The 22,464-nt window shown below is 45.7% G+C and carries 22 protein-coding genes and 1 other annotated feature; all 22 genes read left to right on the top strand.

The features are described from left to right. Nucleotides 1–5 precede the first annotated feature (5 nt). Nucleotides 6–1,409: a cysteine--tRNA ligase gene (gene cysS / locus JOE49_RS02655; protein WP_025723808.1), complete on the top strand. Its 1,404-nt coding sequence runs from the start codon at nt 6–8 to the stop codon at nt 1,407–1,409. Next, nucleotides 1,406–1,864 carry a Mini-ribonuclease 3 gene (locus JOE49_RS02650; RefSeq protein ID WP_028542623.1) on the top strand — a complete coding sequence of 153 codons (459 nt, stop codon included), beginning with the start codon at nt 1,406–1,408 and terminating at the stop codon, nt 1,862–1,864. Before cysS ends, JOE49_RS02650 begins: the two co-directional genes overlap by 4 nt. A 55-nt stretch (nt 1,865–1,919) precedes the next feature. Further along, on the top strand, nt 1,920–2,666 hold the full coding sequence (gene rlmB, locus JOE49_RS02645) for a 23S rRNA (guanosine(2251)-2'-O)-methyltransferase RlmB (protein ID WP_023990564.1): 747 nt from the start codon (nt 1,920–1,922) through the stop codon (nt 2,664–2,666). Between the two features lie 4 nt (nt 2,667–2,670). Continuing rightward, nucleotides 2,671–3,192: an NYN domain-containing protein gene (locus JOE49_RS02640; RefSeq protein WP_023990563.1), complete on the top strand. Its 522-nt coding sequence runs from the start codon at nt 2,671–2,673 to the stop codon at nt 3,190–3,192. Between the two features lie 162 nt (nt 3,193–3,354). Then, entirely contained in the window at nt 3,355–3,999 is a 645-nt protein-coding gene (gene sigH / locus JOE49_RS02635; protein ID WP_016324748.1) for an RNA polymerase sporulation sigma factor SigH, read from the top strand. A gap of 334 nt (nt 4,000–4,333) precedes the next feature. Continuing rightward, a complete protein-coding gene (gene rpmG / locus JOE49_RS02630) occupies nt 4,334–4,483 on the top strand; it encodes a 50S ribosomal protein L33 (protein WP_023990562.1) in 150 nt (49 codons plus the stop codon). A gap of 20 nt (nt 4,484–4,503) precedes the next feature. Beyond that, nucleotides 4,504–4,695: a preprotein translocase subunit SecE gene (secE, locus tag JOE49_RS02625; RefSeq protein WP_013312170.1), complete on the top strand. Its 192-nt coding sequence runs from the start codon at nt 4,504–4,506 to the stop codon at nt 4,693–4,695. Nucleotides 4,696–4,717: 22 nt separating this feature from the next. Then, nucleotides 4,718–5,251: a transcription termination/antitermination protein NusG gene (gene nusG / locus JOE49_RS02620; RefSeq protein WP_007432596.1), complete on the top strand. Its 534-nt coding sequence runs from the start codon at nt 4,718–4,720 to the stop codon at nt 5,249–5,251. 73 nt (nt 5,252–5,324) lie between these two features. Then, nucleotides 5,325–5,750, top strand: coding sequence for a 50S ribosomal protein L11 (gene rplK, locus JOE49_RS02615; RefSeq protein WP_007432595.1), 426 nt, complete (start codon nt 5,325–5,327; stop codon nt 5,748–5,750). Nucleotides 5,751–5,837: 87 nt separating this feature from the next. Then, entirely contained in the window at nt 5,838–6,530 is a 693-nt protein-coding gene (rplA, locus tag JOE49_RS02610; RefSeq protein ID WP_013312169.1) for a 50S ribosomal protein L1, read from the top strand. Between the two features lie 68 nt (nt 6,531–6,598). Beyond that, nucleotides 6,599–6,750: a sequence feature (ribosomal protein L10 leader region), on the top strand. A gap of 74 nt (nt 6,751–6,824) precedes the next feature. Continuing rightward, on the top strand, nt 6,825–7,328 hold the full coding sequence (gene rplJ, locus JOE49_RS02605) for a 50S ribosomal protein L10 (RefSeq protein ID WP_013312168.1): 504 nt from the start codon (nt 6,825–6,827) through the stop codon (nt 7,326–7,328). 68 nt (nt 7,329–7,396) lie between these two features. Next, nucleotides 7,397–7,762 carry a 50S ribosomal protein L7/L12 gene (rplL, locus tag JOE49_RS02600; RefSeq protein ID WP_010348819.1) on the top strand — a complete coding sequence of 122 codons (366 nt, stop codon included), beginning with the start codon at nt 7,397–7,399 and terminating at the stop codon, nt 7,760–7,762. A gap of 148 nt (nt 7,763–7,910) precedes the next feature. Continuing rightward, nucleotides 7,911–8,513, top strand: coding sequence for a class I SAM-dependent methyltransferase (locus JOE49_RS02595; protein WP_209940508.1), 603 nt, complete (start codon nt 7,911–7,913; stop codon nt 8,511–8,513). 355 nt (nt 8,514–8,868) lie between these two features. Beyond that, nucleotides 8,869–12,414 carry a DNA-directed RNA polymerase subunit beta gene (gene rpoB / locus JOE49_RS02590; RefSeq protein WP_209940507.1) on the top strand — a complete coding sequence of 1,182 codons (3,546 nt, stop codon included), beginning with the start codon at nt 8,869–8,871 and terminating at the stop codon, nt 12,412–12,414. Between the two features lie 140 nt (nt 12,415–12,554). Further along, nucleotides 12,555–16,169 (top strand): DNA-directed RNA polymerase subunit beta', encoded by a 3,615-nt coding sequence (gene rpoC / locus JOE49_RS02585; protein WP_209940506.1) that lies wholly within the window; start codon nt 12,555–12,557, stop codon nt 16,167–16,169. Nucleotides 16,170–16,385: 216 nt separating this feature from the next. Beyond that, a complete protein-coding gene (locus tag JOE49_RS02580) occupies nt 16,386–16,637 on the top strand; it encodes a ribosomal L7Ae/L30e/S12e/Gadd45 family protein (RefSeq protein ID WP_007432588.1) in 252 nt (83 codons plus the stop codon). A gap of 144 nt (nt 16,638–16,781) precedes the next feature. Then, nucleotides 16,782–17,204, top strand: a complete 423-nt coding sequence (gene rpsL, locus JOE49_RS02575; protein WP_007432587.1) for a 30S ribosomal protein S12 — start codon at nt 16,782–16,784, stop codon at nt 17,202–17,204. Nucleotides 17,205–17,255: 51 nt separating this feature from the next. Beyond that, complete coding sequence (gene rpsG / locus JOE49_RS02570) at nt 17,256–17,726, top strand: 30S ribosomal protein S7 (RefSeq protein ID WP_007432586.1); 471 nt, start codon at nt 17,256–17,258, stop codon at nt 17,724–17,726. A 47-nt stretch (nt 17,727–17,773) separates the two neighbouring features. Then, entirely contained in the window at nt 17,774–19,852 is a 2,079-nt protein-coding gene (gene fusA / locus JOE49_RS02565) for an elongation factor G (RefSeq protein WP_023990559.1), read from the top strand. A 94-nt stretch (nt 19,853–19,946) separates the two neighbouring features. After that, a complete protein-coding gene (gene tuf / locus JOE49_RS02560; RefSeq protein ID WP_023990558.1) occupies nt 19,947–21,137 on the top strand; it encodes an elongation factor Tu in 1,191 nt (396 codons plus the stop codon). Nucleotides 21,138–21,475: 338 nt separating this feature from the next. Beyond that, nucleotides 21,476–21,784, top strand: a complete 309-nt coding sequence (rpsJ, locus tag JOE49_RS02555) for a 30S ribosomal protein S10 (protein WP_005544556.1) — start codon at nt 21,476–21,478, stop codon at nt 21,782–21,784. A 32-nt stretch (nt 21,785–21,816) separates the two neighbouring features. Beyond that, the gene (gene rplC, locus JOE49_RS02550; RefSeq protein ID WP_013312161.1) at nt 21,817–22,440 is read left to right on the top strand and encodes a 50S ribosomal protein L3; all 624 of its coding nucleotides are present in this window, start codon (nt 21,817–21,819) and stop codon (nt 22,438–22,440) included. Nucleotides 22,441–22,464 lie beyond the last annotated feature (24 nt).

Here is a 22,464-nt window from a genome sequence, read left to right as displayed (position 1 = left end):
TAACAATGCCGCTTCAAATTTATAATACAATGACGAGGAGTCGGGAGCCTTTTGTGCCACTGGAGCCTGGAAAGGTTAAAATGTATGTATGCGGACCTACCGTGTATGATTACATTCATATTGGCAATGCACGACCTGTAATTGTATTTGACGTGGTGCGGAGCTACCTGGAGTACTTGGGCTATGATGTAAACTATGTGGTGAATTTTACGGATGTCGATGATAAACTAATCCGCAAAGCTCGGGAACTTGATATGGATGTTTCGGCAGTTGCTGAGAAATTTATTGCTGCCTACCATGAGGATCTGGCAGGATTGAATGTTCCTGCTGCCAGCATGAACCCTCGTGTAACAGAGAGTATGGACCTGATTATTGATTTTATTAAGGAATTGGTAGATAAAGGCTATGCTTATGAAAATGATGGCGATGTGTTTTATCGGACCAAAAAGTTCAAAGATTACGGACAACTATCAGGTCAAAATCTGGAAGAGCTTCAGTTCGGAATTCGCATCAATGTGGATGAACGCAAGGAAAATGCTGAGGACTTTGTACTCTGGAAGGCAGCGAAGCCGGGTGAAATTCATTGGTCGAGCCCTTGGGGAGATGGACGACCAGGCTGGCATATTGAATGCTCTGCTATGGCTCGCCATTATTTGGGGGATACACTGGATATTCATGGGGGAGGACAGGATCTGCAATTTCCGCATCATGAATGTGAATGCGCACAATCTGAAGTGATTACGGGTAAGCCTTTATCTCGCTACTGGATGCATAACGGATATATTCGCATAGATAATGAAAAAATGTCGAAATCACTCGGTAATGGTATTTTGGTTAAAGATTTGCGCGCTCACCACAAGCCGGAGGCTTTACGTTATTTTATGTTGTCGACACATTACCGGAATCCGTTGAACTATAACCAAGAGACTATGAGTCAGGCGGAGAACAGTGTCGAGCGGATCGCCAATGCAGTTGCCAATGTGAAGCATCGTTTAGCTAATGCGCTGGAAGGTAATGGGGGAGTATCGACGGAACTGCAAACGAAGCTCGACGGAATTTTGCAGCAGTTTGGCGAAAAAATGAATGATGATTTCAATACACCTGATGCGATTACTGCTGTATTTGATTGGGTTAGCGAAGCAAACCATTTGTTGCAGCGAGATGTCGTACATCAGGCGGAACTACAAGCTGTATTGCATACCTTTCATTCGATGAATAGCGTACTTCGCATTTATTCGGAACCGAGTGAAGAGTTGCTGGATGACGAAATCGAGCAGTTAATTGCAGAACGTGTCGAAGCTCGTAAGACCAAAAACTGGGGTAGAGCTGACGAAATTCGCGATCTGTTGGCTGCAAAAGGCATTGTGCTTGAAGATACGGCGCAGGGTATGCGGTGGCGGCGAAAATGAGTGATAAGCCAATGAACTCAGAAGCATCGGAAGGTACGGGGAACTGGTTCCCGTACCCTGCATCCAAGCCAGCCCGTTTGATGCCCCCCATTGCACTAGCTTACATTGGTGATGCAGTGTACGAGGTAGCTGTCCGGCAATATTTGTTGGCTCAGCCTAACCTGCGTCCAAACCATCTGCATCGGCGAGCCACAGGGCTAGTCTCCGCCAAGGCGCAGAGTCGCATGTTGGGGCTATTGGAAAAGGTACTGACGGAAGAAGAACGCGATATTGTCCGACAAGGAAGAAATGCTAAATCAGGAAGTTTGCCCAAAAATGCTGATGTGCTTGAGTATCGGCATGCCACTGCACTGGAAGGGTTGGTTGGATCTCTTTATTGTGATGGACATTTGGACAGATTAAGAGAGTTGATTACGTTCGGAATTGCACAAATGGAAAATACAGAAAAATCATAAATGGGAACGGACTGGATGGAACAAGCATCGTCCGTTTCCCGGGAGGAAGCTAGAGATGGAAGAAGAATGGATTGCCGGTAAGCATTCGGTAACGGAGGCATTGCGTTCAGGCAGAACGATAAATAAAATATGGATTGCGGATAATGCACAAAAACATTTGACGCTGCCGATTACAGCTGAGGCGAAAAAAGCAGGAATCATTGTTTTGCAGGTGGACAAGCGTAAGCTGGATCAAATGGTTCCGGGCATTCAGCATCAGGGAGTGGTCGCGCAAGCTGCGCCTTTTGCCTATGTTGAAGTGGAAGAATTGCTCGCCACTGCTCGTGATAAGGGAGAAGAGCCGTTTTTAATTTTGCTGGATGAGATTGAAGACCCTCATAATTTGGGCTCCATCCTTCGTACAGCGGACTGTACTGGAGCGCATGGTGTTATTGTGCCGAAAAGGCGTTCTGCAGCTGTAACTGTAACGGTGTCCAAAACATCGGCAGGTGCTGTGGAGTACGTCCCGGTGGCGCGTGTAAACAATCTGGGACAAACCATTGACCGTCTTAAAGAAGAGGGTGTATGGGTAGTTGGTACGGATGTTACAGCGAAAGACCCTGTCTTTGGGAATGGAGTATTCACGGGACCGGTAGCCATTGTCATTGGTAACGAAAATAAAGGGATGGGCCGTTTGATCCGTGAGAAATGCGATGTACTCGTCAAGCTGCCAATGGCGGGGCAAATTAATTCCCTTAATGCTTCTGTAGCTGCAGGTGTTGTCATGTACGAAGTATTGCGCGGACGACAGGCACGGGGCTAACGATATGGCTGACATGCGGGATGTTCTGCTTGTGGACGGTTACAATATGATTGGAGCCTGGCCCGAACTTTCCGCACTGGTACAATCTGGTATGCAGGAAGCGAGGGACAGACTTCTTGAACGGCTGGCGGATCATCAGGCGTATTCCGGCAGAAGAGTCATCGTCGTATTTGATGCTTACAGGGTGCCAGGATTAGGTAAAACTTTTGCCCAGAGCAAAGTCCAGATTTATTTTACCAGAGAAAAAGAAACTGCTGATGAGTGCATCGAGCGATTGGTTCGAGAGCTGAGCAGTAAAAGAAGAAGTATTTACGTAGCCACAAGCGATCAGGTAGAGCAACATGTCGCATTTGGACAAGGTGCACTCAGGGTGTCGGCGCGGGAATTACTGATCGAGATTGAGGAATCCGAAAGGGAAGTGCAGAAGCGAATCCAGCAGGATAGTGCCAAATTGTCCCGTAACTCGCTAGATGCCAAACTGAGTCCGGAGCTTCGAAAGTTGTTTGAACGATGGAGAAGAGAATAAACCAATAATTGGACCCTTCTCCATTTTGAAACCATTGACAATTTTGTTAGCGCTCTTCTTTTTTAGGTTGTTGTGGTTGACGGTATCAGGTTACATCGCGTATACTTGTCGTATATTTGAGAGAGTAACGGGTACCTTGCGTTGCAGCCGGAGGGATTGTTAGTGAGTGTGGACCTCAAGGATATCATGTTGTCAAAGTTTGATTACAAAAATGATGAAGACATTGTCGGAGCAGTCCATGAAGGTGATGGGGAAGCGCTGGAGTTTCTGATTAACAAATACCGAAACTTTGTGCGGGCCAAGGCCAGATCCTACTTCCTGATTGGTGCTGATCGCGAGGATATTATTCAGGAGGGCATGATTGGTCTCTACAAATCCATTCGTGATTTTAAGGGAGACAAGCTTGCTTCGTTCAAGGCTTTCGCCGAGTTGTGCATTACACGACAGATTATTACGGCAATTAAGACGGCTACACGACAAAAGCACATTCCTCTGAACTCTTACGTATCTCTGGACAAGCCCATCTATGATGAAGAGTCAGACCGGACGTTGCTCGATGTGATTTGCGGAACACAAGTAAGTGACCCTGAAGAGCTGATAATCAATCAGGAAGAGTTTGTGGGCCTTGAGGACAAGATGTCCGAGATTCTGAGCGAGCTGGAACGCAAGGTACTTATGTTGTATCTGGACGGACGTTCGTATCAGGAGATTGCAGAGGATCTTGACCGCCATGTGAAATCCATTGATAACGCGCTGCAACGGGTCAAGCGTAAACTTGAAAAGTATCTGGAAGTAAGAGATAGTTGAAAGTAGAGGCTGACAAGGAAAAGGCTCGAGTCCGAGTCTTTTTTTATTCGTTATAGGTAGGCTATGCAGGTTTATAAGTGTTACAAATGATTTATACTAAAAAAGATGAATAATAGATATCGCCTTGATTTTTGAAGCAGCTTTTCAGAGAACAGTTTTAAAGGATGCACAGATGTTAAAATGCACCACAGCCGGGACTGCGAATTGTATGCAAACATTCGTTGACATGGAAAACCCCGTGTGATAAAGTGTTTTAGGTAGGCCTAAATTCGCGGTTTTTTTTAGGATCAATTATGAGACTTCCGGTGTTGGATGTCTTCGGGAGGTGCACATCATGCGGGTAATTATTACTTTGGCTTGTACAACATGCAAACAAAGAAATTACACAACGACGAAAAACAAGCGTAATCACCCCGACCGCATGGAGATGAAGAAATTCTGTAAGTCCTGTAACGAACAGACTTCTCATCGGGAAACCAGATAGTTTTTGGAGGTGTAGTCGGCGTGAAACGCAGTTTCAAGTCTCTGTTTTCCTTTTTCTCTGAAAGCTGGGCTGAACTCAAGAAGGTTCGCTGGCCCAATCGTAAAGAACTGACCAACTATACGCTGATTGTCATAGGGACAATTGCGTTCGTCACGATTTATTTTTGGGTTCTCGATATCGGCATTTCCGCTGTGATCGAAGCGATTATCTAGGAAGGGTTCCAGGTGGCTTGATATGGAAAAAAGATGGTACGTCGTTCATACCTATTCAGGGTATGAGAACAAAGTCAAAGCCAATTTGGAAAAACGCGTTGAGTCCATGGGCATGGAAGACAAGATATTCCGTGTTCTTGTTCCTATGGAAGAAGAACTGGTAACCAAGGACGGTAAGAAAAAAACCGTTATGCGTAAAGTCTACCCTGGTTATGTCTTAGTCGAAATGGTCCAAACCGACGACTCTTGGTATGTTGTACGCAACACACCAGGTGTTACGGGATTTGTAGGGTCGACAGGCTCGGGTTCCAAACCGACGCCATTGCTTCCAGAAGAAGTTGAACAGATTCTGAAGCATATGGGCATGGTAGAGCCGAAACCGAAGATTGAATTCGATGTTAAGGAATCCGTGCGAATTAAAGTTGGTCCTTTTGCGAATTTTGTGGGCTCCGTGGAAGAAATTTTGGTTGAGAAGAGCAAGCTTAAGGTTCACGTCAACATGTTTGGACGGGAAACCCCGCTTGAGTTGGATTATACTCAAGTGGAGAAAATATAGATTTTTCTTACAGGTTTCTTGTGGGAGGATCGATAGGTCCGTCTACCACTATTGAGTCAAGGAGGTGTCATCCATGGCAAAAAAGGTAATTAAAATGGTAAAACTGCAGATTCCTGCAGGGAAAGCTAATCCAGCGCCTCCAGTAGGTCCAGCTTTGGGTCAAGCAGGTGTCAACATCATGGCATTCTGTAAAGAGTTCAATGCTCGTACTGCTGATCAAGCAGGCCTGATTATTCCGGTTGAAATTTCGGTATTTGAGGATCGTTCTTTTACGTTCATCACCAAAACTCCACCGGCTGCTGTTCTGTTGAAAGTTGCTGCTAAAATCGAAAAAGGTTCCGGTGAACCGAATAAAACGAAAGTTGCAACTGTAAATCGCGCTGCTGTTCGTCAAATTGCAGAGCAAAAAATGCCTGACCTTAACGCAGCTTCCGTAGAATCGGCAATGCGTATGGTTGAAGGTACTGCTCGCAGCATGGGTATCACCATCGTAGATTAATTTTATTAATCTACGTGTGCCGGCAGTTTGACTGTCCGGCAAGTGTGGGAGGAATATCCGCTAATACCACATAAGGAGGAAAACATTATGGCTAAACATGGTAAGAAGTACCTGGAAGCTGCTAAGCTGATTGACAGCGAAGCAACTTATGAGCCTTTAGAAGCCGTTGAACTGGTGAAAAAGGCTGCGACTGCTAAATTCGACGAAACCGTTGAAGCAGCAGTTCGTCTGGGCGTAGATTCCCGTAAACAAGACCAGGCTGTTCGTGGTGTTGTTGTCCTGCCGCATGGTACGGGTAAAACACAACGTGTTCTGGTATTTGCAAAAGGTGACAAAGTGAAAGAAGCGGAAGCGGCTGGCGCTGATTTTGTTGGTGATCAAGATATGATCAACAAAATCCAACAAGGCTGGTTCGAATTCGACGTCTGCGTTGCGACACCTGATATGATGAGTGAGGTTGGTAAACTGGGTCGTTTGCTCGGTGGTAAAGGTTTGATGCCTAACCCTAAAGCAGGCACAGTTACTTTCGACGTTGCCAAGGCTGTTCAAGAAATTAAAGCCGGTAAAATCGAATACCGTCTCGACAAAGCCGGTCAAATTCATGCGCCAATCGGCAAAGCTTCCTTCAGTGCTGAACAGCTGAACGAGAACCTTAAAGCCTTGGTTGAAGCCTTGAACCGTGCGAAGCCAGCGGCTGCTAAAGGTGTATACCTGAAAAACATCGCTATTTCTTCGACTATGGGACCAAGTGCACGTGTGAACGCATCTGTTTACAGATAATATTTTGATTGACACACTCAATCAAATTTGTTATTCTATAAAAGTTGTGAGTCCTTGTGACTGACCATTAAAGTTGAATATGCTTACCGTAGACAGTAGGTGCCTTCGGGCTTAATTTCCTACCGAGGTGTTATGATAGAACGTTTCATGTGACGGGCTTGTCCCGTCCATGTAGATTTATCAAGCCTTCGTACTCTACGGAGGCTTTTTTCATGCTTATGAAAGCAAGCTTTGTAAGATCACCAGATCGGGTGCTTCGAACAAAGCGGATAAATTGATCAGGAGGTGTACAGTTTGGCAAATGCAAAGGTGATTCAAGCAAAACAAGAAGCTGTTGAAGTTGTAGCTGCAAAATTGCGCGAGAGCGTAACAACTGTGGTTGCAGACTATCGCGGTCTGAATGTTGCCCAAGTAACTGAGCTGCGTAAGCAGCTTCGCGAAGCCGGAATCGAATTTCAAGTGCTGAAAAACACACTGCTCCGCCGTGCAACTGCGGCAGCAGAATTGACTGAACTGGACGCAGTATTGACAGGTCCTACTGCAATCGCGTTCGGCAAAGATGATGCAGTGTCTGCAGCTAAAATCTTGAACGATTTCGCTAAGAAGAACAATGCACTGGAACTGAAAGGTGCAGTTGTAGAAGGTCGCGTTATCGGTGTTGAGGAAATCAAAGCACTGGCAGAACTGCCATCCCGCGAAGGTCTTCTTTCCATGCTCCTCAGCGTGCTTCAAGCTCCTGTGCGCAACTTCGCGCTTGCAGTTAAAGCTGTTGCAGAAAAAGAAGAGCAAAGCGCATAAGTTAGGGATTAAATCTGCTGTATAGCAGTTGAAAACAAAAAAATACGAATTTAAATGGAGGTTCAACCATGAGTAAAGAGCAAATCTTGGAAGCAATTAAAGGTATGTCCGTATTGGAACTGAACGATCTCGTGAAAGCAATCGAAGAAGAATTCGGCGTAACTGCAGCAGCTCCAGTAGCTGTAGCAGGTGGCGCAGCAGGTGGCGCAGCAGAAGCTGAGCAATCCGAGTTCGACGTAATCTTGACAAGCGCTGGCGCTTCCAAAATCAACGTTATCAAAGCAGTTCGCGAAATCACAGGTCTTGGCCTGAAAGAAGCAAAAGAACTGGTTGACAACGCTCCAAAACCACTGAAAGAAAAAATCGCTAAAGAAGAAGCTGAATCCATTAAAGCAAAATTGGAAGAAGCAGGCGCTTCTGTAGAAGTAAAATAATTGACTGCTTTCTAGCAGATAATGAACTAAAACAAACCCCTTGAGGTGATCTTCAAGGGGTTTGTTGCTGTAAAACGGTAGTACCAGCATGTCTGAAAGGTTATTGTAAAGGCTATGATGGTAGTACAACCGAAAGAGGTGGGCATGAATGGCTGATCATTATTACTCCAAGCGGCCAGAGACGGCGCATGAACGACGGAGCCTGGAAACAGTGCTTCGGGGGCGGTCATACCGTTTTGCCAGCGATTCAGGCGTTTTTTCGAAGCAGGGAATTGATTACGGGAGTCGTGTGCTGATTGAAGCGATGCAGCTTCCTGCACAAGCTTCGGTATTGGATGTAGGATGCGGTTATGGGCCGATCGGTTTGGCGGCAGCCGCGCTTGTCCCCGAGGGACACGTCACAATGGTTGATATTAATGAGCGAGCCGTTCAACTAGCGATAGAGAATGCGGAACGTAATGGGGTTAAGAATGTCACCATTAAGCAAAGCGATTTGTTTGCGGAAGTGAAGAATGAACGTTTTGACGTGATCTTGACGAATCCTCCTATACGTGCAGGGAAAGAAACAGTGCATACTATTTTTGAGCTTGCTTATGAGCATTTAAACGAGGGTGGAGCTTTGTGGGTAGTCATTCAGAAAAAGCAGGGGGCCCCTTCGGCGAGTGCTAAGATAGAGAGCCTTTTCGGTTATGTAGAGGAAGTTACAAAGGATAAAGGTTATCGAATTTTGAAGGCTGAAAAAAGTTTTTGAGAAAATGCAATAGGACCATTGACTTGAATCCAGGTCTGTGATATTATTATAAAATGTCAGTATTAGGATGCCCTCCATGGCTTTAGTTTGTTGAAATGTCAATAGATTTATGCGTAGTAGGTATAGTATTTATCTCTATTACGTATAATACAACCATTTTGGGCAAATCTACAAGTGATGAAGATCTTCCGGTAAGAGGATTCTGCAGATACGTTGCTCTTTTTTCGAATGCATTCGAGTAAGGGCTTTTCTGTATTTGTAAGATTGAATCTTCTGTATGTGTCTTATTATAAGGTCACAAACAGAGGTTCGCAATGTATTTTTAAAGTGAGTAGACATGAGGGGTGAGTTTAAGTTGGCAGGACATCTTGTTCAATATGGTCGACGCACTCGGCGCAGTTATGCACGTATTAATGAGGTACTCGAGGTTCCGAACCTGATTGAGATCCAACAAAAATCCTATGATTGGTTTTTGGAGGAAGGATTACGGGAAATGTTTCGGGATATTTCTCCAATTCAGGATTTCACTGGAAATCTGATTCTGGAGTTTATCGACTATTCTCTCGGAGAACCCAAATATACCGTTGACGACGCAAAGGAACGCGACGTTACGTATGCAGCACCGCTTCGGGTAAAAGTCCGGCTTATTAATAAAGAAACCGGGGAAGTGAAAGAGCAGGAAGTATTCATGGGAGACTTCCCGCTGATGACTGAAACGGGTACGTTTATTATTAACGGTGCGGAACGGGTTATTGTCAGCCAGTTGGTTCGCTCTCCCAGCGTCTATTTCAGCACAAAAGTCGACAAGAATGCGAAAACAACATACACCGCAACGGTAATTCCTAACCGGGGGGCTTGGCTCGAACTGGAGATGGATGCGAAGGATATTATCTATGTCCGGATTGACCGTACCCGTAAAATTCCGGTTACGGTGTTGCTGCGTGCGCTGGGTTTTGGCACTGATGCTGAGATTCTGGATTTGCTCGGCAATGACGAATATATCCGCAACACACTTGATAAAGACAACACGGATTCCACCGAGAAAGCGCTGATTGAAATTTATGAGCGTCTTCGTCCGGGTGAGCCGCCTACACTGGATAACGCAAAGAGCTTGCTGGTTGCGCGCTTCTTTGATCCAAAACGTTATGATCTGGCCAACGTAGGCCGTTACAAAATCAATAAAAAGCTTCACATCAAAAATCGTCTGTTCAATCAACGACTTGCTGAGACTTTGATTGATACAACAACTGGTGAAATCATCGCTGAAGCCGGACAAATGGTAGATCGCCGCCTGTTGGACGAGATTTTGGCCCAACTGGAGGAATCAGTAGGACATCGTACGTATCATGTTGCGAGTGGTGTGCTAGAAAGCAATGATATTCCACTTCAAACGATCGATGTATTCTCACCAATTGAGGATGGTAAAGTAGTAAAACTGATTGCTAACGGAAATATTGATAAATCGGTTAAGAATATTACGCCTGCCGATATTATTTCCTCCATCAGTTATTTTATTAACTTGCTTCACGGAATCGGAAGTACGGACGATATTGACCATTTGGGTAACCGTCGTTTGCGTTCTGTAGGTGAGTTGCTCCAAAACCAGTTCCGTATCGGTTTGTCCCGTATGGAACGCGTGGTGCGTGAAAGAATGTCGATTCAGGATGCTAATGTAATTACGCCACAAGCGCTGATTAACATACGTCCGGTAATTGCTTCGATTAAAGAGTTCTTTGGTAGCTCGCAGCTGTCTCAGTTTATGGATCAGACGAACCCGCTTGCTGAATTAACGCACAAACGTCGTTTGTCCGCACTCGGACCCGGCGGTTTGACGCGCGAACGCGCGGGCATGGAAGTGCGTGACGTCCATCCGAGTCACTATGGCCGCATGTGTCCTATCGAGACACCAGAGGGACCAAACATTGGTTTGATCAACTCTTTGTCCACTTTTGCACGCATCAACGAGTACGGATTTATCGAAGCGCCTTATCGTTGGGTAGATCCAAAAACCGGAAAGGTTACAGAGCAGATTGATTACCTGACTGCTGATGAAGAAGATAACTACATCGTAGCTCAGGCGAATGCGGAATTGACGGAGGAAAGCACCTTTAAGGATGAGGTCGTCATTGTCCGTTATAACAAACAGTCTGATAACATTATTCCGATGGCTAGTAGCCGTGTCGATTACATGGACGTATCGCCTAAACAGGTCGTATCGGTCGCGACTGCGTTGATTCCGTTTCTGGAGAATGATGACTCTAACCGCGCATTGATGGGTTCCAACATGCAGCGTCAGGCTGTCCCACTTCTGATTCCGAAGTCTCCATTGGTCGGAACAGGAATGGAGCACAAGTCTGCGAAAGATTCTGGTGTTTGCGTTGTATCCAAATACAACGGAGTTATCGAACGTTCTTCGGCTAACGAAATTTGGTTGCGTCGTATCGAAACTGTAGATGGCGCTGAAGTGAAGGGCGACATTGTTAAGTATAAATTACACAAATTTATGCGATCTAACCAAGGAACTTGCATCAACCAACGTCCGATTGTGAACAGAGGAGATATTGTCAAAGTTGGCGATATTCTTGCGGATGGTCCATCTACAGAGATGGGTGAGTTGGCGTTGGGACGTAACGTTGTCGTTGCCTTCATGACTTGGGAAGGTTACAACTACGAGGATGCGATCCTGCTGAGTGAGAAACTGGTTAAGGAAGATGTATACACCTCAATCCATATTGAGGAATACGAATCCGAGGCTCGTGACACGAAGCTTGGACCTGAAGAAATCACTCGCGACATTCCAAATGTCGGTGAAGAAGCGCTTCGCAACTTGGATGAGCGTGGAATCATTCGTATTGGTGCCGAAATCGGCGCAGGTGACATTCTCGTTGGTAAAGTTACACCTAAAGGTGTGACTGAATTGACAGCTGAAGAACGTCTCTTACATGCAATCTTTGGTGAGAAGGCACGCGAGGTTCGCGATACTTCTTTGAGAGTTCCTCACGGAACAGACGGGATTGTTGTAGATGTAAAGGTGTTTACACGTGAAAATGGTGATGAATTGCCACCAGGTGTAAATCAGTTGGTTCGTGTATATATTGCTCAAAAACGTAAAATCTCCGAAGGCGATAAAATGGCTGGACGTCACGGTAACAAGGGTGTCGTTGCCCGTATTTTGCCTGAAGAAGATATGCCGTTCCTGCCGGATGGCACACCAGTACAGGTCGTTCTGAACCCGCTGGGCGTACCTTCACGGATGAACATCGGACAGGTGCTTGAAGTCCATCTGGGTATGGCTGCAATGCGTCTTGGTATTCATGTTGCAACTCCAGTATTCGATGGTGCCAAGGAGTATGATGTATTCGATACAATGGAAGAGGCAGGCATGCAACGTAATGGTAAGACTGTGTTGTATGACGGACGTACGGGTGATCGTTTTGAACGTGAAGTTACTGTCGGTGTCATGCACATGATCAAACTGGCGCACATGGTCGATGATAAAATCCATGCTCGTTCTACAGGTCCTTACTCTCTCGTTACGCAACAACCATTGGGTGGTAAAGCTCAATTCGGTGGACAGCGCTTCGGGGAGATGGAAGTATGGGCATTGGAAGCCTACGGCGCAGCGTACACGCTTCAGGAAATTTTGACTGTGAAATCCGATGATGTGGTTGGACGTGTTAAAACTTACGAATCCATTGTCAAAGGTGAAAATGTACCTGAACCGGGTGTTCCAGAATCATTTAAGGTCTTGATCAAAGAGCTCCAAAGCTTGGGTATGGACGTGAAGATTCTGTCTGAAGACGAACAAGAGATCGAAATGAGAGAGCTTGATGATGAGGATGACACAACCAGCGATAAGCTGAGTTTGAATCTGGAAGGCTCTGAGGTTGGCGTAGAGTAGTTTGACTGCTGACTGACTCATATCAGCTTTGTTATATACCTTGATCCATTCTAGAATGGATCAGGTTTCTTGATACCGCCCGGTGTTGCTGGGCGGTATCAAACCTAAAAACTCAGGATTTGGTTAAGGAGGGTTGCTCCTTGTTGGACGTTAACAATTTCGAATATATGAAAATCGGGCTTGCTTCCCCCGAAAAGATTCGTTCTTGGTCCCGCGGAGAAGTCAAAAAACCGGAGACGATTAACTATCGTACGCTTAAACCGGAAAAAGAAGGACTATTTTGCGAGAAAATTTTCGGACCTACGAAAGACTGGGAATGTCATTGCGGTAAGTACAAACGTGTACGCTATAAAGGTGTTGTCTGTGACCGTTGTGGAGTAGAAGTTACTCGCGCTAAGGTTCGCCGTGAGCGTATGGGCCATATTGAGTTGGCTGCTCCTGTATCGCACATTTGGTACTTTAAAGGCATTCCAAGTCGTATGGGTCTTGCTCTTGATATGTCTCCAAGATCTCTGGAAGAGATCATTTACTTCGCATCTTATGTTGTAACCGATCCAGGAGATACGCCTTTGGAGAAAAAGCAACTCCTGTCCGAGAAAGAATACCGTAGTTATCGTGAGAAATATGGCTATGGATTCCAGGCAGGTATGGGTGCTGAAGCGGTTAAAAAGCTTCTTCAAGATTTGGATATAGACAAAGAGTTGGAATTCTTGAAAGAAGAGCTGCGTACAGCTCAAGGACAACGTCGTAACCGTGCAATCAAACGCCTTGAAGTTATTGAGGCATTCCGTAACTCCGGCAACCAACCGGATTGGATGATCATGGACGTACTTCCTGTTATTCCTCCTGAGCTTCGTCCAATGGTACAGTTGGATGGTGGTCGTTTCGCTACTTCTGACCTTAACGACTTGTATCGTCGTGTTATTAACCGTAATAACCGTCTGAAACGTCTGTTAGATCTAGGTGCGCCAGATATTATCGTACAAAATGAAAAACGGATGTTGCAGGAAGCTGTTGACGCCTTGATTGATAATGGTCGTCGTGGTCGTCCTGTTACAGGTCCAGGTAACCGTCCTTTGAAATCCCTCAGCCACATGCTGAAAGGTAAACAAGGACGTTTCCGTCAGAACTTGCTCGGAAAACGTGTTGACTACTCTGGTCGTTCCGTTATCGTTGTAGGTCCGTACTTGAAAATGTATCAATGCGGTTTGCCGAAAGAAATGGCACTTGAACTGTTCAAACCTTTTGTTATGAAAGAACTAGTGAACAAAGGTTTGGCGCACAATATCAAGAGCGCCAAGCGTAAAGTAGAACGTGTGAGTGCAGAAGTATGGGATGTACTGGAAGAAGTAATCAAGGAGCATCCAGTTCTTCTGAACCGTGCCCCTACGTTGCATAGACTCGGTATCCAGGCGTTCGAACCGATTTTGGTTGAGGGTCGTGCGATTCGTCTGCATCCGCTCGTATGTACTGCATATAATGCCGACTTTGACGGTGACCAAATGGCTGTTCACGTTCCGTTGTCTGCGGAAGCTCAAGCTGAAGCTCGTTTGCTTATGCTAGCATCCGGCAACATTTTGAATCCGAAAGACGGCAAGCCAGTTGTTACACCTTCCCAGGATATGGTTCTTGGTTCTTTCTATCTGACTATGGATAACAAAGAAGAAGAAGGAAGCAATATGATCCTTCGCAACATGAATGAAGCTATATCGGCTTATCAACGCGGTACAGCTGGTCTTCATGCTCGTGTAGCTATTCCGGTTAAAGCTTTGAATAAAACGAGCTTTACGGAAAAACAACAGGAAGCGATGTTGATCACAACGGTTGGTAAAATTATCTTTAATGAAATTTTCCCGGCAAGCTTCCCGTACATCAATGATGCGACCCGTGCGAACCTGCTTTATGGTACTGCGGAGGAGTTCTTTGTTTACGAGAAGGGTGTAAATCTTACAGAAGCCATTCAAAACGCTCCGCAAGCTAACGGAGTAGGCAAGGATTACCTTGGTAATATCATTGCCCGTTGTTTTGAGACTTACCATACAACAGAAACAGCTGTAATTCTGGATAAAATCAAGCAGCTTGGCTTTACGTATTCCACTCGTGCAGGGGTAACCGTTGCTGTATCGGACGTAATCGTGCCGGTGGAAAAACAAGAGATTCTTAAGGGATCTGAGGACAAAGCGCAAGTTGTGACGAATCAGTATCGTCGTGGTCTGATTACGAATGAAGAACGCTATGACCGGATTATCGACATTTGGTCTAAAGCGAAAGATGATATTACCGAAGTATTGATGAAGTCCATGGATCGCTACAACTCTATCATGATGATGGTGGACTCCAAAGCGCGGGGTAACAAGTCACAGATTACTCAGCTCGGTGGTATGCGTGGTCTGATGGCCAATCCATCCGGACGTATTATCGAACTCCCAATCAAATCAAATTTCCGTGAAGGTCTGACAGTACTCGAGTACTTCATCTCCACTCACGGAGCGCGTAAAGGTTTGGCGGATACAGCCCTCCGTACGGCTGACTCCGGTTACCTGACTCGTCGTCTCGTAGATGTGGCACAGGATGTTATCGTGCGCGAAGAAGACTGCGGAACGGATAAAGGCTTCACAGTAAGTCGTATTCAGGACGGTAAAGAAGTGATTGAGGATCTCTATGACCGTCTGGAAGGTCGCTATTGCTTTGAAACGGTACGTCATCCTGAGACTGGCGAGATTTTGGCTAGACGTAACGAACTGATTGACTCCGACAAAGCTGAAGCGATTGTTAAAGCCGGTGTACACAAAGTTCAGATTCGTTCTGTACTAAGTTGCCGTGCTAAACATGGCGTCTGCAAGAAATGCTACGGTCGCAATCTGGCTACTGGTAAACACGTTGAGATTGGTGAAGCAGTTGGTATTATCGCTGCACAATCCATTGGTGAGCCAGGAACACAGCTTACTATGCGTACGTTCCACACAGGCGGCGTAGCGGGTGACGATATTACACAAGGTTTGCCTCGTATCCAGGAGCTTTTTGAAGCACGTAATCCTAAAGGTCAGGCAACTATTAGTGAAATTGACGGTACAGTTAAAGAAGTTCGTGAAGGTAAAGACCGCCGTGAGATCGACATTCAGGGTGAAGCTGAAACGAAAACATATTCAGTAACATATGGTTCCCGCCTGCGCGTAAGCGAAGGTATGACTGTTGAAGCTGGGGACGAACTGACGGATGGTTCGATTGATCCTAAAGAAATGCTGCGTATTAAAGGTATTCGCGGGGTGCAGAACTATATCCTTCAGGAAGTTCAACGCGTATACCGGAACCAGGGCGTAGAAATCAACGACAAGCACGTAGAAGTTATGATTCGTCAAATGTTGCGTAAAATCCGTATCATTGATGCGGGCGACACGATCTTACTTCCAGGTTCCTTTGTTGATGTCCATGAGTATGAAAATGCAAACAAGATAGCGATTCTCAGCGGCCAAGAACCAGCGGTAGCTAAGCCGGTACTGCTCGGTATTACCAAGGCCTCTCTGGAAACTGACTCCTTCTTGTCAGCAGCATCCTTCCAGGAAACTACTCGTGTCTTGACTGATGCAGCTATTAAAGGCAAGGTCGATCAGTTGCTTGGGCTGAAAGAGAACGTAATTATTGGTAAATTGATTCCTGCGGGAACAGGTATGAACCGTTACCGTAGCGTGAAATTTGCCCAACCGGAAGAGGGGCAGTTTCCATCTGAGGAGCTCGAACCAATTTCGGCCGAGTAATATAAAAATAGTATGATTGCCGGAACACCGTAGACATAAGCTTTGCATAAAAGCTATAGCAGACGGTGCTCCGGTGTTTTTCAAAAATGAATCGTACTATTCTGTTTAAATGAATTATAGTTTATAATTGTCTTGACATTACTTATAGTCAATGCTAATATAGCAAAGGTGCGTGAGCAGCCTATATGCTATTGGGTCTTTTCGGAGGAATGAGATATGTCTAAAGAACAGGGACTGCAAGATGCTCATGTCAAAATCGGTACCAAACAAACCATTCGTATGGTAGAATTGGGCTTTGCCTCAGAAGTATATGTGGCAGAAGACGCAGATCAGCGTCTCACTTCCAACATCATTGCTTTGTGCAACAAGCAAGGAGTCAAAGTGACTCTCGTAGACACAATGAAAAATCTCGGAGCTGCATGTGGGATTGAAGTGGGAGCCGCAATGGCTGCTATCGTAAAACAATAGGGTAAGGAACGTTTTTGTCTAAGGAATTGTTATTCTTGGCGGCAAAGACTTTTCATTTGTTCTTTTATGAACCGCCTGGGTCTGTGGGCTTAGATAAGGTTTGTAAAGTAACAGCAAAAATTGAGGAAGGGGGTGGCAACCAACATGCCAACTATTAACCAACTGGTTCGTAAAGGACGTCAAGCCAAAATCGAGAAATCGAAATCACCGGCTTTGCAAAAAGGTTTTAATGCCTTGAAACGTGAAGCTACCGACATCAGTGCCCCGCAAAAACGCGGAGTGTGCACTCGTGTAGGTACTATGACTCCGAAAAAACCAAACTCCGCACTTCGTAAATATGCTCGTGTTCGCTTGACGAACCGTGTAGAGGTGACTGCTTACATTCCAGGTATTGGACATAACCTTCAAGAACACAGCGTAGTGCTGATTCGCGGCGGTCGTGTAAAAGACCTTCCGGGTGTGCGTTACCATATCGTTCGCGGTGCTTTGGATACTGCAGGCGTAAACAACCGCATGCAAGCTCGTTCCAAATACGGCGCAAAACGCCCTAAAGCTAAAAAATCCTAATGAGATATAAACCGCATATGTCGGTTTAACATGTAAGAAAGGGGGATATCCATGCCACGCAAAGGTCCAGTTACCAAAAGAGACGTGTTGCCAGATCCGGTATACAACAGCAAGTTGGTTACCCGCTTGATCAACCGCATCATGCTCGACGGAAAACGAGGCGTTGCTCAAAGCATTCTGTACAATGCGTTCAAGCTTATCCAAGAACGTACGGGGAATGACCCGATGGAAGTTTTTGAAGCAGCTATCAAGAATATCATGCCAGTCCTGGAAGTTAAAGCACGCCGTGTCGGCGGTGCCAACTACCAAGTACCAATCGAGGTAAAACCAGAAAGACGTACGTCCCTGGGATTACGTTGGCTCGTAAACTACTCCCGCAACCGCGGTGAGAAAACCATGGAAGAGCGTTTGGCGGCTGAAATTATCGATGCTTCCAACAACACAGGCGCTTCCGTGAAAAAACGTGAAGACACGCACAAAATGGCTGAAGCAAACAAAGCGTTTGCTCACTATCGTTGGTAGGATTCAGCTCAAAAAAATAACTTCAATTTTGAAGGGAGACCCATTTCATGGCAAGAGAGTTCTCCTTGAAAAATACACGTAATATCGGGATCATGGCTCATATTGACGCGGGTAAAACCACAACAACAGAGCGGATCTTGTTCTACACAGGCCGTACGCACAAAATCGGTGAAGTTCACGAAGGCGCTGCGACAATGGACTGGATGGAACAAGAACAAGAGCGCGGAATCACGATTACTTCCGCTGCGACGACCGCTGCCTGGAAAGGTCACCGCGTCAATATCATCGACACCCCGGGGCACGTTGACTTCACTGTTGAAGTTGAACGTTCCCTTCGTGTATTGGACGGAGCAGTTGGTGTTTTCAGTGCGAAAGAAGGCGTTGAGCCTCAGTCCGAAACCGTATGGAGACAGGCTGATCGCTACGGCGTTCCACGGATCGCATATGTAAACAAAATGGATATCATTGGTGCCGACTTCTTGAATGTTGTCTCCGACATGCGTGATCGCCTTCAAGCGAACGCAGTTGCGATTCAATTGCCAATCGGCGCGGAAAATGATTTTACTGGTATTATCGATATCGTTGAACAAAAAGCTCATATGTACAAAGATGATCTTGGTCAAGATATCGAAGAAGTAGAAATTCCTGCGGAATTCAAAGATCAGGTTGAGGAACTCCGTAATGAATTGATCGAGAAGGTTGCTGAACTGGACGAAGAATTGACAATGAAATACCTGGAAGGCGAAGAAATTTCGGTTGCCGAAATTAAAGCCGCTCTCCGTAAAGGTGTTGTAGAAGTTAAAATCTTCCCAGTTATCTGTGGATCTTCTTACCGTAATAAAGGTGTTCAGCTGATGTTGGATGCTGTTCTCGACTATTTGCCGGCTCCTACTGACGTGCCAAGTATTCAAGGGCATTTGGAAGACGGTACGGAAGTTGAACGTCACTCTTCCGATGAAGAGCCATTCTCCGCATTGGCCTTCAAAATCATGACGGATCCTTACGTTGGTAAGTTGACATTCTTCCGCGTATACTCCGGTGTTCTTCAATCCGGTTCTTACGTATTGAATGCAACAAAAGGTAAACGCGAACGTATCGGACGTATTCTTCAAATGCATGCGAACAGTCGTCAAGAAATCACTGTAGTTTACTCTGGTGATATTGCGGCTGCCGTAGGTTTGAAAGATACGGGTACAGGTGATACACTGTGTGATGAGAAGAGTCCTGTTATTCTCGAGTCCATGAATTTCCCTGATCCGGTTATCGAAATCGCGGTTGAGCCTAAAACCAAAGCTGACCAAGATAAAATGTCTGTAGCTCTCGGTAAGTTGACTGAAGAGGATCCAACTCTTCGCGCTCATACTAACGAAGAAACAGGTCAAACCATCTTGGCAGGTATGGGTGAGCTTCACTTGGACATCATCATTGACCGTATGCGTCGTGAGTTCAAGGTAGAAACGAATGTGGGTAAACCACAGGTTGCTTACCGTGAAACGTTCCGTGCTCCAGCACGTGTCGAAGGTAAATTCGTTCGTCAGTCCGGTGGTCGTGGTCAATATGGTCACGTATGGGTTGAGTTCGAACCACTCGAACCAGGTACTGGTAGTCAATTCGAAAGTAAGGTAGTCGGCGGCTCTGTTCCTAGAGAGTACATCGCACCTGCTCTTGCTGGTATTGAGGAACAAATGAAAAACGGCGTTATCGCAGGCTTCCCGCTTGTGGACGTTAAAGCTACAATCGTGGACGGATCATACCATGATGTCGATTCCAATGAAATGGCATTTAAAATTGCCGGATCAATGGCGCTGAAAGCAGCGAAAGACAAATGTAAACCAGTTTTGCTTGAACCGATTATGAAAGTTGAAGTAACGGTTCCTGAGGAATACATGGGTGACGTAATGGGTATGTTGAACTCCCGTCGTGGTCGGATTGAAGGTATGGATTCCCGTAGTGGAGCTCAAATCATTCGTGCGAAGGTGCCTTTGTCCGAAATGTTCGGATACTCGACTACACTTCGCTCCGGTACACAAGGACGCGGCGTGTTCTCTATGGAACTTTCTCATTATGAAGAAGTGCCGAAGAGCATTGCTGAAGAGATCGTTGCCAAAACTAAAGGCGGCGAGTAATACAATGTATCAGCTGACCGGTATACTTAAGGTTTTACCAAAAGGGCATCCGGCAGCCTAAAATAAAACAAGTTATTGAGGAGGAATTGTTCAAATGGCAAAGGCTAAGTTTGAACGTAACAAACCGCACGTTAATATCGGTACTATTGGTCACGTCGATCATGGTAAAACTACTTTGACTGCTGCAATCACAACTGTATTGTCCAAAACTTACGGTGGTGCTGCTGTAGCATTCGATCAAATCGATAAAGCTCCAGAAGAGCGCGAACGCGGTATCACAATCTCCACTGCACACGTGGAATATGAAACACCTAACCGTCACTATGCACACGTTGACTGCCCAGGTCACGCCGACTATGTTAAAAACATGATTACTGGCGCTGCACAAATGGACGGAGCTATTCTGGTTGTATCCGCAGCTGACGGCCCAATGCCGCAAACTCGCGAACACATCCTGTTGTCCCGCCAAGTTGGTGTTCCTTACATCGTTGTATTCCTGAACAAATGCGACATGGTTGAAGACGAAGAGTTGCTGGAATTGGTTGAAATGGAAGTTCGCGACTTGCTGAGCGAGTATGACTTCCCAGGCGACGACACTCCAATCACTCGCGGTTCCGCTCGTGAAGCACTGCAAAACCCAGATGGCGACTGGGCTAAGAAAATCGTTGAAATGTTCGAAACAATCGACACTTACATCCCAACTCCAGAACGCGACACTGACAAGCCTTTCCTTATGCCTGTCGAGGACGTATTCTCCATCACTGGTCGTGGTACAGTTGCTACAGGCCGTGTAGAGCGTGGTACAGTTAAAGTGGGCGACGAAATCGAAATCATCGGTATTCAAGAAGAATCCCGTAAATCCGTAGTAACAGGCGTAGAAATGTTCCGTAAATTGCTTGATTCCGCTCAAGCTGGTGACAACATCGGCGCACTGCTTCGCGGTGTAGATCGTGCACAAATCGAGCGTGGTCAAGTATTGGCTAAACCAGGTTCTGTTAACCCACATACAGAATTTTCTGCTCAAATCTACGTTTTGACTAAAGAAGAAGGTGGACGTCACAAACCTTTCTTCACTGGTTACCGTCCACAGTTCTACTTCCGTACAACTGACGTAACTGGTATCATTACTTTGCCAGAAGGTTCCGAAATGGTAATGCCTGGTGATAACATTACGGTTACTGTTCAACTGATCAACCCGATCGCTATCGAAGAAGGAACTAAGTTCTCTATTCGTGAAGGTGGACGTACAGTTGGCGCTGGTGCCGTAGCAACAATCTCCAAATAAGAAGGCTTTAGCCTTTAAATAGAGCAACAGTGTACTGGAACGAGTAACATTGTATTGGAACGAAGCTAAACGAGCCCCTGCCCTGGTGCGGGGGCTTTTCTCTTGGAAAAATCGCAAGCTGCGAACACAATTGTATCTTTTGAAAATAAGATGCATTGTTTTTTCGTTTTTGCTTGCAATAGGCAGAACTATTCGATATAATAACTAATGTTGTTTGTGACTGTGCGATGATGTGAGAGGTTACTGACACACCCGGCCCCTTTGCCATGGGAGGGCTGTCGGAAAATTTTCACGGAGTATGTCCGATACCAAATTGGGCGATAGAAGGAGGGACTAAAATGGCAAAGCAAAAAATTCGTATTCGTTTGAAAGCTTACGATCATAGAATTCTTGATCAATCCGCTGAGAAAATTGTTGAAACAGCTAAACGTTCGGGCGCAGGTGTATCCGGGCCAATTCCGCTGCCAACTGAAAAACAAATCATTACTATTCTCCGTGCGGTACACAAGTACAAGGATTCCCGGGAGCAGTTCGAAATGCGCACACACAAGCGTTTGATCGACATTGTTAACCCGACTCCACAAACTGTGGATGCCTTGATGCGCTTGGACCTGCCGTCCGGTGTAGATATCGAAATTAAATTGTAATATGTAATTAGGAAAAGAAATGAGGTGTCAACATGAAAGGTATCTTAGGAAAAAAACTCGGAATGACTCAAGTGTTTACCCCTGAAGGTAACGTACTTGCTGTTACGGTTATCGAAGCAGGCCCTTGTGTTGTTCTGCAAAAGAAAGATCTGGAAAACGATGGATACGAAGCTATCCAACTCGGTTTCTCTGATAAGAAAGAAAAAAGATCCAACAAGCCTGAAGCAGGACATGCGAAAAAAGCAAATACTGCACCTAAGCGCTACGTTCGTGAACTTCGTGGCATCGACCTTGCTGCGTACGAGGTTGGCCAAGAACTGAAGGCTGATGTCTTCACAGAAGGCGAGTTCGTTGACGTGACAGGTATTTCTAAAGGTAAAGGTTTTGCCGGCGTTATCAAACGTTGGGGACAAAGCCGCGGACCAATGGCACACGGCTCGCGTTACCACAGAGGTCCAGGTTCTATGGGTTCCATTCAAGCTAACCGCGTTCCTAAAGGTAAACACCTTCCAGGACACATGGGGCATGAAACGGTAACGATCCAACGTCTTGAAGTTGTTAAGATCGATACAGAACGTAATGTATTGCTCGTGAAAGGTTCCATTCCAGGACCTAAAAATAGCTTCGTTAAAGTATTAGAAACGGTGAAAAAATAAACAACTGAAGAAAGGAGGAACACG

Origin of the sequence: Paenibacillus sp. PvR133 (genome assembly GCF_017833155.1) — a bacterium.
GTDB classification, from domain to species: domain Bacteria; phylum Bacillota; class Bacilli; order Paenibacillales; family Paenibacillaceae; genus Paenibacillus; species Paenibacillus polymyxa_B.
Note: the sequence above shows the minus strand (reverse complement) of the source record. Positions and strands in the feature narration are given on the sequence as shown.